Here is a 15,318-nt window from a genome sequence, read left to right as displayed (position 1 = left end):
GTCACTTCTGCCCGACGAGGATTGTGTCGAGGCCGAAGGCGCGGTCGAGCACCAGCATGGCGGCGGCGGTGAGCGCGATCATCAGCGCCGAGACGGCGGCCATCATCGGGTCGATCGATTCGGTCGCGTACATGTACATCCGCACCGGCAGCGTCACCGTCTGCGGCGAGGTCACGAAGATCGACATGGTGAGTTCGTCGAAGCTGTTGATGAAGGCGAGCAGCCAGCCGCCGGTGATGCCCGGCAGGATCATCGGCGCGGTAACGCGGCGGAACACCGTCCAGTGCGAGGCCCCCAGCGTCATCGCCGCCTGCTCGGCCGAGCGGTCGAGCCCGGTGAAGGCAGCCATCACGAGGCGCAGCACATAGGGCGTGATCACCACGACATGGCAGGCGACCAGCCAGGCGAAGCTGCCGGTCGCGCCGATCAGCGCGAAGAGCCGCAGGAAGGCGACGCCGAGCACGAGGTGCGGGATGATCAGCGGCGAGAGGAAGAGCGCGTTTAGCGCATCGCGACCGGGGAAGTCGTAGCGGTCGATGGCCAGCGCCGCCGGCACCGAGATCGCGACCGAGAGCGTCGCGGCGAGCGTCGCCAGCCAGAGGCTGTTGACGAAGGAGGCGACGAAATCGGGATGGCGGAAGATCTCGCGGAACCAGCGCAGCGAGAAGCTGGTGGTCGGGATCGAGAGCGTGTTCTCCGGCGTGAAGGCGACGAGGCAGATCACCACCAGTGGCGCCAGCACGAAGGCGACGACGAGGGTGTGGAAGAGGAGCGCGACGGGGCCGTTCTTTTGCATCGAGCTCACCCCAGGGCCTTGCGGGCGCGCGTCTCGACGACGCGGTTATAGGCCAGCATGATCACGAGATTGGCGGCGAGGACGATGATCGCGATCGTCGCGCCGAGCGGCCAGTTCAGCTCGTGCATGTATTCGTCGTAGACCAGCGTCGCCGCCATCTTGAGCCGGCGCCCGCCGAGCAGGCCCGGGATGGCGAAGGCCGAGGCCGAAAGGCCGAAGACGATCAGGCTGCCCGACAGCATGCCGAGCGAGACCTGCGGCAGCACGACCCGGCGCAAGGCGGTGAAGTGGGAGGCGCCAAGGCTCCAGGCGGCGGCCTCGACCATCGGATCGAGCTTCTGCAGCGCGGTCCAGACCGGGATCACCATGAAGGGCAGCATGACGTGGACGAGCGCGATCACGATCGCGGTCTCGGTGTAGAGCAGGCGGACGCTGTCGAAGCCGAGCGCCTGCAGCGACTGGTTCACCAGCCCGGTCGAGCCGAGCAGCATGCTCCAGCCGAAAGCGCGGACGACCACCGAGACCAGCAGCGGCCCAATGATCACCAGGAGGAAAACCGAGCGCCAGGGATCGCGCATCCGCGACAGGATATAGGCCTCGGGCGCGCCGATGACGGCGCAGATCAGCGTGGTCAGCGCGGCGAGGCGGAGCGTGCGCCAGAAGATGCCGAGGTAGTAGTCGTCCGAGAATACAGCCGCGTAGTGGGCGAGGGTGAACTCGTTCTTGATGCCGGTGGTGTGGTCATAGGCGTGGAAGGACAGGATCACCGTCAGCACGAGCGGCAGGACGATGAGCCCGAGGAAGACCAGCGCGCCCGGCCCGGCGAGCCAGAACGGTGTCGCCGCGGAGCGCCCGACACTCATGCCGCCGCTCCCGGCGCGAGCGGCTCGATGCGCAGGCTGGCCGGAGCCCAGTCGAGCGCGACCCTGGCGCCTTCGCGGTCCGGCTCGTCGCCGTCGTTCGGCGCCGAGACCAGGATGGCGCCCGCCGCGGTCTCGACCGTGAACAGCCAGGAGCTGCCGAGGAAGAAGCGATTGGCGATGGTGCCGTCGAGCCGGCCTTGCCCTGGCGGCTTCAGCGCGATCTTCTCTGGCCGGATCGAGAGCGCGATCGCCTGTCCTTCCTGAAGACCGCTGGCCTCAGCGGGCAGGGCGACGCCGGCAACCTCCGCCGCGCCCTTGCGCCAGACGCCGTCCAGCCGGTTCATCTTGCCGACGAAGGTGGAGATGAACGGCGTTGCCGGGTTCTCGTAGAGCCTGTAGGGCGCGTCGACCTGCGTCATCCGGCCCTGCTCCATCACCACGACGCGGTCGCTGATCGAGAGCGCCTCGGCCTGGTCGTGCGTCACCATGATCGTGGTGGTGCCGACGCGCTGCTGGATGCGGCGCAGTTCGAACTGCATCTCCTCGCGCAGTTTCGCGTCGAGATTGGAGAGCGGCTCGTCGAGCAACAGCACCGGCGGCTGGATGACGAGGGCGCGCGCAATGGCGACACGCTGGCGCTGGCCGCCGGAGAGCTGGCGCGGATAGCGCTCGGAAAAGCCGCCGAGATGGACGAGGCCGAGCATGGTCGCGACGCGCTCGTCGCGCTCGGCCCTGGCGATCTTGCGCATCTCCAGCCCGAAGGCGACGTTCTGCGCGACCGTCATATGCGGGAAGAGCGCATAGCTCTGGAAGACGATGCCGAGCCCGCGCCTGTTCGGGGTCTCACGGGTGATGTCGCGGCCATCGAGCATGATCGTGCCGGTGGTCGGCTCGACCAGCCCGGCGATCATCTGCAGCGTCGTGGTCTTGCCGCAGCCGGAGGGGCCGAGCAGCGAGACGAACTCGCCCTTGGCGACGCTGAGGTCGATGTCGCGCGCGGCGGCGAAGTCGCCATAGATCTTGCTCAGCTTCTCCAGCGTCAGGAAGCCCATGATCTCTCCCGCTTGGCTTGCCCCGCCCGCTCATCGGGGTCTTTTGCCCTCGTGCTTTCCAGAAGCCGCAGCGATGGAACTTCGTCAACGAATAATTCCATATGAGAGAATTTTTATCCTATAAATTCCGTTATATGAAATTTATTGCGCCATCACTCTAAGTCGATTAAGATGGGTGAATGACGGATTCTGCCGAACCTCTCTCCAGCCTGCGCCGCGCGCTCGGCCTGCTGCGTCTGGTCGGGGCGGCGGAGGCCGGCGGCATCCGCCTGAAGGACCTCGCCGAGCAGGCCGGCTGCAGCCAGCCCACAGCGCACCGCGCCCTGCAGGACCTCGTAGCCGAGGGCTTCGTCGAGCAGGTCGGCAAGCGCTACCGACTGGCACTCGACCTCTTCGTGCTGGCGGCCCGCGCCGGCCATGCCGATGGCTTGCGCGACCTCGCCAAGCCGGTGCTGCTGCGCCTCTCGGCGACGCTGACCGACACGATCTTCCTGCTGGTCCGCAACGGCTATGAAGCCGTCTGCCTCGACCGGATCGAGGGGCCGTTCCCGATCCGCTCCTTCACCGGCGACATCGGCGGCAAGGTACCGCTCGGGCTCGGGCAGGGCAGCCTCGCCATCCTCGCCCATCTGCCCGAGGCCGAGCGCGAGGCGGTGATCCGCTTCAACGTGCCGCGCCTGCTCGATCGCGGCTTCCTCGACGAGGCGGCGCTGCGGGTCGAGCTGGAGAAGGCGCGCGAGCAGGGCTGGGTCAATCTCAACACCGGGCTGATCCCGGGCATGGCGGGGCTGGGCGTGCCGGTCTTCGATGCGCAGGGGCGTGTCGTCGCCGCGCTCAGCGTCGGCACGCTGGCGGATCGTCTGAGGCCTGAGCGCCTGCCCGGCGTCGTCGCCATCCTCAAGGCGGAGGCCGCGACGCTCGGCGCCATGCTCAACCCGTTCGACACGGCCTTGCGCCATCCCTCGCGCAGCCTGAGCGCGGTCTCGTGACCCAGGCTGGCGGCGAGGCGCGGCTGGTCTCCCGAAAGCGGTAGAGATCGACGCCGAGCTCGCCCGTCCGGGCCGATGCTAATCCGTCTGCATGGCTCCCCTGTCTCGTTGCCGCCGTGACCTTGCGGCCATCGATATGCTACCTCGGCTTGCCGCTGCGGCGGCCGATCGCAGTCGCCACGGAGGATGATCGTGCTTGAGAAGGCCTGGGCGGATCTTGCCGCGCATCGTACCCGAACCGCCTCGCAGCATTTGCGCGAGCTCTTCGCCGCCGACAGGCAGCGCTTCCAGACCTTTTCGGCCCGGCTCGAAGACCTCCTGCTCGACTATTCCAAGACGGCGGTGACGCCTGAGACCATCGAGCTGCTGCTGGCGCTCGCCGGAGCGGCCGATGTCGCAGCCAAGCGCGACGCGATGTTCGCCGGTGAGCCGATCAACACGACGGAAGGGCGCGCCGTGCTGCACACGGCGCTGCGCAATCAGTCGGGCCGGCCGGTCATGGTCGACGGCGCCGACGTCATGCCGGAAGTCAATGCGGTCCTTGAACGGATGTCGACCTTCGCCAACGGTATCCGCAGCGGCACGATCGCGGCTTCCGATGGCGAGCGCTTCACCGATGTCGTCAATATCGGCATCGGCGGCTCGGATCTCGGGCCGGTGATGGCGACGCTCGCGCTGGCGCCCTATCATGACGGGCCGCGCCTGCATTACGTCTCCAATGTCGACGGCGCCCATATCGCCGATACGCTGGCTAAGCTCGATCCAGCCCGAACGCTGGTGATCGTGGCCTCGAAAACCTTCACCACGATCGAGACCATGACCAATGCCGCGACGGCGCGGCGCTGGATTGCCGGGGCGCTCGGCGAAGACGCGGTGGCCGGGCATTTCGCCGCCGTCTCGACCGCGCTCGACAAGGTCGCGGCCTTCGGCATCGCGCCGGACCGGATCTTCGGCTTCTGGGACTGGGTCGGCGGGCGCTATTCGGTCTGGTCGGCGATCGGCCTGCCGGTGATGATCGCGATCGGGCCCGAGAACTTCCGCGCATTCCTCGCCGGCGCGCATGCCATGGACGAGCATTTCCGGACCGCGCCGCTCGACAAGAATCTGCCCGTTCTGCTGGGGCTGGTCGGGCTCTGGCATCGCGAGAGTTGCGGCTACCCCGCCCGCGCCGTCCTGCCTTACGACCAGCGGCTGGCGCGGTTGCCCGCCTATCTGCAGCAGCTCGACATGGAGTCAAACGGCAAGCGCGTGCACAAGGCCGGCGGTGCGGTGACGCGGCCGACCGGGCCGCTGGTCTGGGGCGAGCCCGGCACCAATGGCCAGCACGCCTTCTTCCAGCTGCTGCATCAGGGCACCGACATCATCCCCTGCGAATTCCTGGTCGCGGCGGAGGGGCATGAGCCGGAACTCAGCCATCAGCATCGCCTGCTGCTCGCCAACTGCCTGGCCCAGAGCGAAGCGATGATGAAGGGCCGCACGCTGGAGGAGGCGAAGGCGCAGCTGGCCAAGCAGGGGCTGTCGGCGGAGGCGGCCGAGCAGCTCGCGCCTCACAAGGTCTTCCCCGGCAACCGGCCGAGCGTGACCATCGCCTATCACAAGCTCGACCCGTTCACGCTCGGGCGGCTGATTGCGCTCTATGAGCACCGCGTCTTCGTCGAGGCGGCGGTGTTCGACATCAACGCCTTCGATCAATGGGGCGTCGAGCTCGGCAAGGAGCTGGCGACGGCGTTGCTGCCTGTGATCGAGGGCAAGGCGCCGGCCGAGGTGCATGACGCCTCGACGGCGGGGCTGGCGCGCTATCTGACCGGGCGTTGAGCGAGGCCGTCATTCTCGGGCGAAGCGAAGCGTAGACCCGAGGGTCTCTGGACGAGATGACACTGACCTGAATCTCCTCCGGCCGGATATGCTCGGGTCAAGCCCGAGCATGACGCGCTTCAGCTCCCACCCCCCGGTTGCTTCACGTCGCGCTGGGTGATCAGTCTGGCGCTGCGCTGGTCGCGCGCGTGAATCCACAGCCAGCTCAGTGCGACGCTGAGCCGGTTGCGCACGCCGATCAGGAAATAGATGTGCGCCAGGCCCCAGAGCCACCACGCCAGCCAGCCCTTCAGTTTGACCCGGCCGAAATCGATGATGGCGACGCGCTTGCCGACGGTCGCGAGGCTGCCGGCATGGCTGTAGGCGAAGGGTCGCGGCGCCTTGTCGCCGGCGAGCCGGCGCTTGATCGTCGCTGCGACATGGCGGCCCTGCTGCTTGGCAGCGGGCGCGATGCCGGGCACCGGCTTGCCGTCCTGGTCCTTGACCATGGCGGTGTCGCCGAGCACGAAGATCTCCGGCCGGCCGGGCACGGTCAGATCGGCCGCGACCTCGACGCGCCCGGCGCGGTCCATGGGAGCGTCGAGCCAGGCGCCGGCCGGCGAGGCGCGTACGCCTGCGGCCCAGATCATCGTCGCGGCCGGCAGTCGCTTCTCGCCGATCATCACGCCCTCAGGACCGCAGGCGGTGACCGGCGCGCCCGTGCGGATCTCGACGCCGATGCGCTCCAGCTCCTTGTGCGCATAAGCCGCCAGTTCCTCGTCGAAGCTGGGCAGGATGCGCGGGCCGGCCTCGATCAGCACGACGCGGGTCTCGCGAGTGTCGATCCGGCGGAAATCCTGAGGCATTGTGGCGCGCGCCAATTCCGCGATCGTGCCGGCGAGTTCGACGCCGGTCGGACCGGCGCCGATGACGACGAAGGTCAGGAGCGCGGCCCGACGGCCTGCATCGGTTTCCGCTTCTGCCTGTTCGAAGGCGAGCAGGATACGGCGGCGAACCGTCGTCGCGTCTTCGAGGGTCTTGAGACCCGGCGCGTAGGGCTCCCAATCGTCATGGCCGAAATAGGCATGGGTCGCGCCCGTGGCGACGACGAGCGTGTCGTAGTGCAGGATCTCGCCGGTCGAGAGCGCGACCTCGCGCCTGACGGTGTCGATCCCGGTGACCTCGGCGAGCAGCGTGGTGACGTCGTCACGGCGCCGGAACAGATGCCGGATCGGCCAGGCGATCTCCGAGGTCGCGAGCGAGGCGGTGGCGACCTGGTAGAGCAGGGGCTGGAAGAGATGGTGATTGCGCCGGTCGACGATGGTGACGCGCACGTCGGCGCCGGCGAGACGATGCACGGCCTCCAATCCGGCAAAGCCGCCGCCGATCACCACGACATGATGCGGTCCGCTCATCGGCCATCCCTCGTTGCGGCAGCACAACGGTTTTGTAGCATGACTGCAGGGCCGGGGCTGTATCTGGCTCTTCGCACCCGTCCGTTTCAGGGAATCCAGCGCCGCGACTGCTCGGCGCGGTCGTCATAGCTCGCCTCGAAGATCGGGGAGGCGAGGGTGGCGCGGACCTTGAGGATGCCGCTGCCGATATTGCGGAAGCCGTGCCTGGCGCCGGCCGGGATCACGATCGACTGGTTGGCGCGCAGGATCAGGATCTCGCCGCGAAGCGTGACCTCGGCTTCGCCTTGCATCACTTCCAGCACCTCCTCGACGGCGTGGTGATGGAGGGGAGCGCCGAGACCGGGATCGCAGAACTGCTCGAATATGCAGAGCTGGGCCGAGTGCTCCAGCGCCGAGACCCGCATCAGCGTCATCACGCCCTCGCGCCATTGCTCAAGCGGCTGGGTCTCGTGGTCGATGCGGTTCATGCCGTCGCCTTCTGTGCGAACCCTATCATGGGTGGCTCATGCGGAATGCGAACCTCCGAGGTCGGCGCGCCGCTCCAGAGCGATTCCAGCTGGCTGACGACATGCCCGCCGAAGCTCTCATAGGGGATGCGGATCGAGGTCAGCCAGGGCGCGATCCAGTGGTTGAGCGCATTGCCGTCGACGCCGACCAGGGTGCAGCGCTGCGGGATCGGCACGTTGTTCTCGACCGCAAGCCGATAGGCGCCATAAGCGATCAGATCGCTGACGCAGAGCGCGCCTTGCGGCCAGCCCCCCTCTTGCACCAGCGTCCTGGCGGCGGCGTAGCCGATCTCGATATGCGACAGTCCCGGCCCGCTGGCGCGGCGGATTGCATCGGCCGGGACACCGCGTTCGACGAGGCGGTCGATGAAGCCCGAGGCGCGCTCCTGGGTGCTCGAGACGTTCTGCGCCGCCATCAGCACGGCCGGGCGCTCGATGCCGCGCGCCAGCATGAAATCGGCGGCGTCGGCACCGGCGGCGCGGTTGTCGATGCCGACATAGGCGCCGCCGCCGAGCGGGTTGTGGCGGGCGACGAAGACCATCGGGTCGCCGCGCCGGAGCGTCTCCTCAAGCCCACGGCTGCGCACGGCGCTGACCATCACATAGCCGGCTACGAACTGCTCGCGCATCGCCTGCAGGTAGTCGTCCTGCAGTTCGGCGCGGTCATGCGTGTCGCAGAGGATCATGACGTAGCCGGCGGCGCGTAGCGCTGCCTCGGTCGAGACCGCGATCGCTGCCATCGCCGGGTTGTCGAGATTGGGGGAGAGCATCGCCACGACTCGGCTGGCACGCTGGCGCAGCGCGCGCCCGACCGGGTTCGGCCGATAGCCCAGCCGCGCGATCGCTTCCTCGACACGCGCCACTGTCTCGGGCGAGGCGCGCCCGCTCTCGCCATTGACGATGCGCGAGACGGTGGAGATCGAGACGCCGGTATCCTCCGCGACCGTGGTGAGCGATACCGAACCCTGATGTGCCCTGGCGGCCCTGGTCTTCATCGCGCTCCATCCCCGATTCTGCGCCTAGTGAACCGGCTCCCAAGAGATGCCGGCTCACTTCGGGATTGACAAGCTAGGCAAACGTTTGCCTAAATGATTGTCAAGGTGCTCATCGAGGCACCGGTTCAAGCGGGGATGGAACGCTCATGCACAGCAAGCATTGGATTTCGGCGCTCGCCTTGACGGCCGGCCTCGTCATCGGCGGTCTCGCGCAGGCCCAGACCACAGTGCGCATCGCCTGGTATTCCGACGGCAATGAGGGCGAGGTCATCACCGACCTGCTCAAGCGCTTCGAGGCCCAGAACAAGGACATCAAGGTCGTGCTCGACCAGGTGCCCTACAAGGCCATCACCGAAAACCTGCCCGTCCAGCTCGCCTCGGGCCAGGGCCCCGACATCGCCCGCGTCGTCGATCTCGGCGGCATCGCCCGCTATGCGCTCGACCTGCGGCCGCACCTCAAGGACGCGGCCTACTGGGAAAAGAATTTCGGGCCGTTCCTGCCCTGGATGCGCCCCGAGGGGGACACCAAGGCCATCACCGGCTTCATGACGCAGCTCACCGTCACCGGCCCCTTCGTCAACAAGACGCTGTTCGAACAGGCCGGCATCGCCATGCCGGGCGCCAAGGCGACCTGGGAGGAGTGGGGCAAGGCGGTCAAGGACGTCGCGGCCAAGGTCCAGGCGCCGTTCCCGCTGGCGATGGACCGCTCCGGCCACCGCTTCTTCTCGGTCGCGGTCTCCGAGGGCGCCAAGGTCTTCGACGCCAAGGGCGAGCCGGCTGTCATTGACGACGGTTTCAAGCGCGGCGCCAAGCTGGTCTATGACTGGCACAACAACGGCGTGATGAAGAAGGAGCTCTGGGGCTCGGTCTCCGGCACCGCCTATCGCGGCGCCAATGACGAGTTTAAGAACGCCCAGGTCGTGATGTATCAGTCGGGCTCCTGGCAGATCGCCCAGTTCGACAAGACCGTCGGCGACGCCTTCGACTGGATCGCGGTTCCCTCGCCCTGTGGCGCTGGCGGCTGCTCGGGCATGCCGGGCGGGGCCGGCCTCGTTGCGATCAAGACGACCAAGAGCCCGGAAGCTGTCGCCAAGGTGATGGACTATCTCGCCAGCGAGCCGGTGCTAAGCGAGTTCTACGCCCGCTCGCTGTTCGTGCCAGGCCATCTTGGCATCGCCGCCAAGGGCCTCGACTATCAGGGCGCGAGCGCGCCGGCCAAGGCGGCGCTCAAGGTCTTCTCCGACCAGGTCGCGCAGCTCTCGCCGGTCGCCTATCAATTGCAGGGCTATACGAGCAACCGCGTCATCTTCAACGCGGTGATCAGCCGGCTCGGCCAGGCGATCTCGGGCGAGGGCAGCCTCGACGAAGCCTATAAGCGGATCGAGTCGGACATCGCCCAGCAGATCGCCGAGCGCAAGAAGTAAGGCGGATGGCCTCCGACGCTCCCATCCCCGCGGCGCAGCTGGAACGCGCCGGCGCAGCGAACCTCTTCGCCGCGCCGCTCGCGATGCTGATGCGCCTCATCGACTGGCCGATGCAGGCGCTGCAGCGGCTGATCGGCGAGCGCCGGATGGCCTATGTCTTCCTCCTGCCCAATCTGGTTTTCTTCTCGCTCTTCGTCTTCCTGCCGCTCATCATCAACTTCATCTTCTCGGTGACGGGTGGGGCGGGGCTGTTCCCGTCCGAGCGGCCTTATGTCGGGGCGCAGCAATACGCCTATCTCTTCGACTGCGGCTCCTTCCTCGATCCGTCGTCCTGCCGCGAGGACCATTTCTGGCGCGGCGTCGCCAACACCGCGCGCTTCACCGTCTTCCAGGTCACCGCGATGGTGCTGTTCTCGCTGCTGACCGCGGTGGTGCTGAACATGAAGATCAAGGCGCGCGGCTTCTTCCGCGCCGTCTATTTCTTTCCGGTGCTGCTTTCGCCGGTGGTGGTGGCGCTGACCTGGAAATGGATCCTGCAGCGCGACGGCCTGCTCAATGCGGCGATCACCTCGCTCGGCGGCGAGCGCATCCTGTTCCTGGTCGATCCGAGCTGGGCGATGTTCTGGATCGTCTTCGTCTCGATCTGGGCCCATATGGGCTTCTACACGCTGATCCTGCTCGCCGGCCTGCAGGCGATTCCCGCCGATCTCTATGAGGCCGCGGAGATGGATGCGACGCCGCGCTGGCGCGTGTTCTGGCGCATCACCCTGCCGCTGCTCTGGCCGAACATGATCGTCGTGATCGTGCTGGCGCTGATCCGCGGCGTGCAGACCTTCGACGAGGTCTTCGTGCTGACGGGTGGCGGCCCGGGCACCGCGACGCTGATGGTCGTGCACTACATCTACGAGACCGCCTTCGCCAACCAGGTCCAGAACTTCGGCCTGGCGGCCGCCGCCTCCGTCGTGCTCGGCGTCGTGCTGTTCGCGCTGACGTTGGCCCAGCTCGCGGCGAGCCGCCGCAAGGGGGCGGCATGAACAGGCTCGCCCGCATGGCGGTAGCCCGCCGCAATCCCGGCCGCTGGCACTGGACCGATATCGCGGCCTACGCCTATCTCGGGCTCGGCGTCGTGTTGATGTTCGGCCCGGTGCTCTGGCTCGGCCTCTCCTCCTTCAAGACGCAGGCCGGCCTGCTCGAATTTCCGCCCTCGCTGCTGCCGATGTCGCAGAAGGAGGTCCGGGTCGAGGGCCATGCCCAGCCGCTGCCGCTCTTCGAGGTGACGATGGAGGACGGCAGCAAGCGCGTGCTGGCGCAGGTCCGCCGCATCGGCATCCAGGCGCAGATGATCGACCCGGCCAATCCCGGCCAGAGCATCCGCGTGCCGATCGACAAGCGCACCCCGGTGCGTGAGTTCAAGCTCGCGACCGAGAACTACACCGAGCCGCTGGAGCGCTTCGCCTTCACCCGCTTCTTGTGGAACTCGGTTTTCGTGACGGCAGTCGCGACGCTGATCACCCTGGTGATCAACTCGATGGCGGCCTATGCGCTCTCGATCTACGAGTTCCGTGGCAAGACGGCGGTGATGCTGATGGTGATCGGCACGCTGATGATCCCGATCACCATCATCCTGGTGCCGGTCTATCTCGTCATCACCAAGCTCGGCCTGGTCAACTCGCTCTGGGCGGTGATCCTGCCCGGCGCTGCAACGCCGACCGGCGTCTTTCTGCTGCGCCAGTACATGCTGACCCTGCCGCGCGACCTGATCGAGGCAGCGCGCATGGACAAGGCTTCTGAGTGGCAGATCTACTGGCGCATCGTCATGCCGCTCGCCATGCCGGCGCTCGCCGTGCTCGCGATCTTCTCGATCATGTGGCGCTGGAACGAGTTCCTCTGGCCGCTCGCGGTGCTGACCAAGACCGAGGCCTATACGCTGCAGATCGGTCTCAACGCCTTCCAGGGCGAGTTGCAGACGCAGTGGCATTACCTGCTCGCGATGACGGTGGTGACGCTGCTGCCGGTCGCGCTGGTCTTCGTCTTCCTGCAGCGCTTCATCACCACCGGCATCGCCAATACGGGAATGAAATAATGGCGGGACTGAGCCTATCGGGCGTCCGCAAGGCCTATGGCGCGACGACGGTGCTGCATGGCATCGACCTCGACGTCGCCGATGGCGAATTCGTCGTCTTCGTCGGTCCCTCCGGCTGCGGAAAGTCGACGCTGCTGCGCTCGATCGCCGGGCTGGAGACGATCACCGGCGGGTCGATCGCGATCGACGGCGCAGATGTCACCGGGCTGCCGGCCTCCGAGCGCGGGCTCGCCATGGTGTTCCAGTCCTATGCGCTCTACCCGCATATGAGCGTCTACGCGAACATGGCCTTCGCGCTGGAAAACATTGGCTTCAAGCGCGACGAGATCGACAGGCGGGTGAAGCGCGCCGCCGGCATGCTGCGCCTGACCGACTATCTCGAGCGCAAGCCCAAGGCGCTCTCCGGCGGCCAGCGCCAGCGCGTCGCCATCGGCCGCGCCATCGTGCGCGATCCAAAAATCTTCCTGTTCGACGAGCCGCTCTCGAACCTCGACGCCGAACTGCGCGTCGCCACTCGCAAGGAGCTCGCCGCGCTCCATGCCGAGATCGGCGGCACGATGATCTACGTCACCCACGACCAGGTCGAGGCGATGACGCTGGCGCACCGTATCGTCGTGCTCCATGGCGGCAAGATCGAGCAGGTCGGCACGCCGCTGGAACTCTACAACCGGCCCGACAATCTCTTCGTCGCCGGCTTCATCGGCTCGCCGCGCATGAACCTGCTGCCGGGCAAGGTGGTGAGGCCGGGCGCGGTCGCGCTCGGCGAAGCAGGCCATGAGGTCGCCTGCGCGACCGGGAACGTTGCTGCGGGCGCATCGGTCACGCTCGGCATCCGGCCGGAGCATCTTTCGCTCGCCGCGCCGGGCGGCGGGGTGCCGCTGACGATCGAGCTGGTCGAGCGCCTCGGCGGCGAGAGCTATCTCTATGGCGCTTCGCCCGGCCTGCCGCAGATCACGCTCCGGCTCGACGGCCAGAGCGAGCACCAGCGCGGCGGGAGCGTCGCGCTCGCCTTCCCGCAGCAGCATCTGCACCTGTTCGACGAGAACGGCCGGGCTGTCCGGTCCTGACGACTGACTAGAGAGATTCCATGAAAGCCCTGACGCAAGGCCGCTATCTCGGCCGCGACGGCGAAGCCGCCTTGTTCGATGTCGGCCTTGGCGCGACCATCGCCGTGCGTATCCTCGAAGGCGATATCGGCCGGGTGACGCTGAAGCCGCAAGACGGCTACCGGCTCGACCGCGGCTGGTCGATCGCGCCCGGCGGGCTCGAGCCGCCCTATGAGGGGCGCCCGCGCGACGATCTTTCCGGCTTCTCCTGCCCGCAGGCGAGTGTCGCCGAAGGCGAGGGCAAGGTCACGCTCTCGGCTGGCGGCCTCTCCGCCGAGGTGACGCTGTCGCCGTTCGGTATCGCCTGGCGGCGCGAGGGCGAGGCTGAGCCCTTCCTGCAGGACCGCACGACGCAGGCCTATCTGGTCTCGCCGCGCACCGGCGCAGTGGCGCATTTCATGGCGCGTGACTATGCCGAGCGGCATTACGGGCTCGGCGACAAGGCCGGCCCGCTCGACCGGACCGGGCGGCGCTTTGCGATCGATGCTGTCGATCCCTGCGGCTTCGATGCCGAATTGTCCGACCCGCTCTACAAGATGCTGCCCTTCTTCATCGTCGACGGGAAGGCGGGCGCCCATGGCGTGTTCTACGACAACCTCTCGACCGGCAGCGTCGATCTCGGCTGCACGCTCGACAATTATCACGGCCTGTTCCGCTCCTGGAAAGGCGATGATGGCGATCTCGACTATTACGTCTTGGCCGGCCCGACCGTGCCGGATGTGGTCAAGCGCTTCTCCTGGCTGACCGGCGGCCAGGCCTTTGCGCCGCGCTGGTCCTTCGGCTTCGGCGTGACCTCGATGGCGATCGCCGATGCGCCCGATGCTGATGCCCGCATCAGCGACTTCATCGCCAAATGCCGCAAGCACGCCATCCCCTGCGACAGCTTCCATTTCGGCTCGGGCTATACCCAGATCGGCCAGCGCCGCTACGCCTTCAACTGGAACCGCGACAAGTTCCCGGAGCCGCTGGCGACGATGAAGCGGCTGAACAAAGCCGGCATGCACACGGTCGCCAATCTCAAGCCCTGCCTGCTCGATGATCACCCGCGCCTCAAGGAAGCGCTCGACCAGGGCTTCCTGGTCAAGGATGCCAAAACCGGCGAGCCGGCGGTGGCGCAGTTCTGGGACGGGCTCGGCTTCCATGTCGACTACACCAACCCGAAGGGCCGGGCCTGGTGGCGCGCCGGCATCGAGAGTGCGCTGCTCGACCATGGCTTCACCACGGTCTGGAACGACAACAACGAATACGAGATCTGGGACGAGGACGCGGTCTGCGACGGCGACGGGCGACCCTTCCGCCAAGCGCTGGCGCGCCCGGCGCAGCCGCTGCTGATGACCAAGCTCTCCTATGAGACGCAGGCTGCGCGCGAGCCGGGCAAGCGGCAATATGCGATCACGCGCGGTGGCTGCGCCGGCATCTCGCGCTACGCGCAGACCTGGTCGGGCGACAACGAGACCGCTTGGAAGACGCTGCGCTACAACCTGACCCAGGGGCTCAATATGAGCCTGTCGGGCCTATTCTCGATCGGCCATGATGTCGGCGGCTTCCATGGGCCGACGCCCGGCCCGGAGCTCTTCGTCCGCTTCAACGAGTTCTGCGCGCTCTGGCCGCGCATGGTGATGAACTCCTGGAACGATGACGGCGTCGTCAACCTGCCCTGGATGTATCCGGAGATGATCCCGCAGGTGCGCGAGGCGATCTCGCTGCGCTACCGGCTGATGCCCTATCTCTACACGCAGATGTGGCGGGCGAGCCGCGACGGCATCCCGGCCGTGCGCCCGCTGCTCTACGATTTCCCGCAGGATGCGACGGCGGTCACGGTCGACGATGTCTTCATGCTCGGCCCGGACGTACTGGTCGCGCCGGTGCTGGAGGAGGGCGCGCGCGAGCGCAGCGCCTATCTGCCGCAGCATGAGGGCGGCTGGTATGACTGGCATGACGGCAAGCACTACCCCGCCGGCGTCACCGTCACGGTTCCCGCGCCGCTCGGCAGGCTGCCGCTGTTCGTGCGGGCCGGGGCGCTGATCCCGCTCGGCGATGCCAAGGGCATCAGCGATGAACGCGAGGTGCTGGTCTGCGGCGTGGTCGAGGGCGCCTCGGGCGAGCTCTACGAGGACGATGGCGAGACCGCCGACTGGCGCGGTGCCGGCTCGACCGTGCTGCGCTTCGAGGTCCGCAATGGCGAGGTCGCGATCGAGCAGCAGGGCGAAGCCAAGCCGCGCTTCAACAAGATCGCGATCCGGCAGATCGGCGGCTGAGTCTGCTCGACCGCGCCGGTCTCGGCCGGCGCGGTTG

The 15,318-nt window shown here is 67.4% G+C and carries 13 protein-coding genes; 7 read left to right on the top strand and 6 right to left on the bottom strand.

Going from position 1 to position 15,318, the window contains the following annotated elements; translation table 11 throughout:
* Position 1 precedes the first annotated feature (1 nt).
* Genes ACFPOB_RS20210 through ACFPOB_RS20200 form a run of 3 tightly spaced genes read right to left on the bottom strand, consistent with a single transcriptional unit; the run spans position 2 to position 2,711 of the window.
* Positions 2–796: an ABC transporter permease gene (locus tag ACFPOB_RS20210; protein ID WP_377800196.1), complete on the bottom strand. Its 795-nt coding sequence runs from the start codon at positions 794–796 to the stop codon at positions 2–4.
* 5 nt (positions 797–801) lie between these two features.
* Positions 802–1,659 (bottom strand): ABC transporter permease, encoded by an 858-nt coding sequence (locus ACFPOB_RS20205; RefSeq protein WP_377800195.1) that lies wholly within the window; start codon positions 1,657–1,659, stop codon positions 802–804.
* The gene (locus ACFPOB_RS20200; RefSeq protein ID WP_377800194.1) at positions 1,656–2,711 is read right to left on the bottom strand and encodes an ABC transporter ATP-binding protein; all 1,056 of its coding nucleotides are present in this window, start codon (positions 2,709–2,711) and stop codon (positions 1,656–1,658) included. Before ACFPOB_RS20200 ends, ACFPOB_RS20205 begins: the two co-directional genes overlap by 4 nt.
* A 179-nt stretch (positions 2,712–2,890) precedes the next feature.
* Here ACFPOB_RS20200 and ACFPOB_RS20195 point away from each other — a divergent pair, with 179 nt between their 5' ends.
* Both ACFPOB_RS20195 and pgi read left to right on the top strand, forming a co-directional pair.
* Entirely contained in the window at positions 2,891–3,700 is an 810-nt protein-coding gene (locus tag ACFPOB_RS20195) for an IclR family transcriptional regulator (protein WP_377800193.1), read from the top strand.
* Positions 3,701–3,886: 186 nt separating this feature from the next.
* Positions 3,887–5,515 carry a glucose-6-phosphate isomerase gene (pgi, locus tag ACFPOB_RS20190; protein WP_377800192.1) on the top strand — a complete coding sequence of 543 codons (1,629 nt, stop codon included), beginning with the start codon at positions 3,887–3,889 and terminating at the stop codon, positions 5,513–5,515.
* A gap of 119 nt (positions 5,516–5,634) precedes the next feature.
* Here pgi and ACFPOB_RS20185 read toward each other — a convergent pair whose 3' ends face one another.
* The 3 genes from ACFPOB_RS20185 to ACFPOB_RS20175 form a co-directional block, all read right to left on the bottom strand.
* Complete coding sequence (locus ACFPOB_RS20185) at positions 5,635–6,909, bottom strand: NAD(P)/FAD-dependent oxidoreductase (protein WP_377800191.1); 1,275 nt, start codon at positions 6,907–6,909, stop codon at positions 5,635–5,637.
* Between the two features lie 86 nt (positions 6,910–6,995).
* Positions 6,996–7,376 carry a cupin domain-containing protein gene (locus ACFPOB_RS20180; RefSeq protein WP_377800190.1) on the bottom strand — a complete coding sequence of 127 codons (381 nt, stop codon included), beginning with the start codon at positions 7,374–7,376 and terminating at the stop codon, positions 6,996–6,998.
* Positions 7,373–8,410, bottom strand: coding sequence for a LacI family DNA-binding transcriptional regulator (locus ACFPOB_RS20175; protein ID WP_377800189.1), 1,038 nt, complete (start codon positions 8,408–8,410; stop codon positions 7,373–7,375). Before ACFPOB_RS20175 ends, ACFPOB_RS20180 begins: the two co-directional genes overlap by 4 nt.
* Positions 8,411–8,556: 146 nt before the next feature.
* Here ACFPOB_RS20175 and ACFPOB_RS20170 point away from each other — a divergent pair, with 146 nt between their 5' ends.
* From ACFPOB_RS20170 to ACFPOB_RS20150, 5 genes are read left to right on the top strand one after another with little or no spacing between them, the layout of a single operon-like run.
* Positions 8,557–9,834, top strand: a complete 1,278-nt coding sequence (locus ACFPOB_RS20170; RefSeq protein WP_377800188.1) for an ABC transporter substrate-binding protein — start codon at positions 8,557–8,559, stop codon at positions 9,832–9,834.
* Between the two features lie 5 nt (positions 9,835–9,839).
* Positions 9,840–10,868 (top strand): carbohydrate ABC transporter permease, encoded by a 1,029-nt coding sequence (locus ACFPOB_RS20165; RefSeq protein ID WP_377800187.1) that lies wholly within the window; start codon positions 9,840–9,842, stop codon positions 10,866–10,868.
* Positions 10,865–11,917 carry a carbohydrate ABC transporter permease gene (locus ACFPOB_RS20160; RefSeq protein ID WP_377800186.1) on the top strand — a complete coding sequence of 351 codons (1,053 nt, stop codon included), beginning with the start codon at positions 10,865–10,867 and terminating at the stop codon, positions 11,915–11,917. The genes ACFPOB_RS20165 and ACFPOB_RS20160 overlap by 4 nt, the downstream gene beginning before the upstream one ends.
* A complete protein-coding gene (locus ACFPOB_RS20155) occupies positions 11,917–12,984 on the top strand; it encodes an ABC transporter ATP-binding protein (RefSeq protein ID WP_377800185.1) in 1,068 nt (355 codons plus the stop codon). The genes ACFPOB_RS20160 and ACFPOB_RS20155 overlap by 1 nt, the downstream gene beginning before the upstream one ends.
* Positions 12,985–13,004: 20 nt before the next feature.
* The gene (locus ACFPOB_RS20150; RefSeq protein WP_377800184.1) at positions 13,005–15,281 is read left to right on the top strand and encodes a glycoside hydrolase family 31 protein; all 2,277 of its coding nucleotides are present in this window, start codon (positions 13,005–13,007) and stop codon (positions 15,279–15,281) included.
* The last annotated feature ends 37 nt before the right edge of the window (positions 15,282–15,318 follow it).

Origin of the sequence: Allobosea eneae (assembly GCF_042657265.1) — a bacterium.
GTDB classification, from domain to species: domain Bacteria; phylum Pseudomonadota; class Alphaproteobacteria; order Rhizobiales; family Beijerinckiaceae; genus Allobosea; species Allobosea eneae.
Note: the sequence above shows the minus strand (reverse complement) of the source record. Positions and strands in the feature narration are given on the sequence as shown.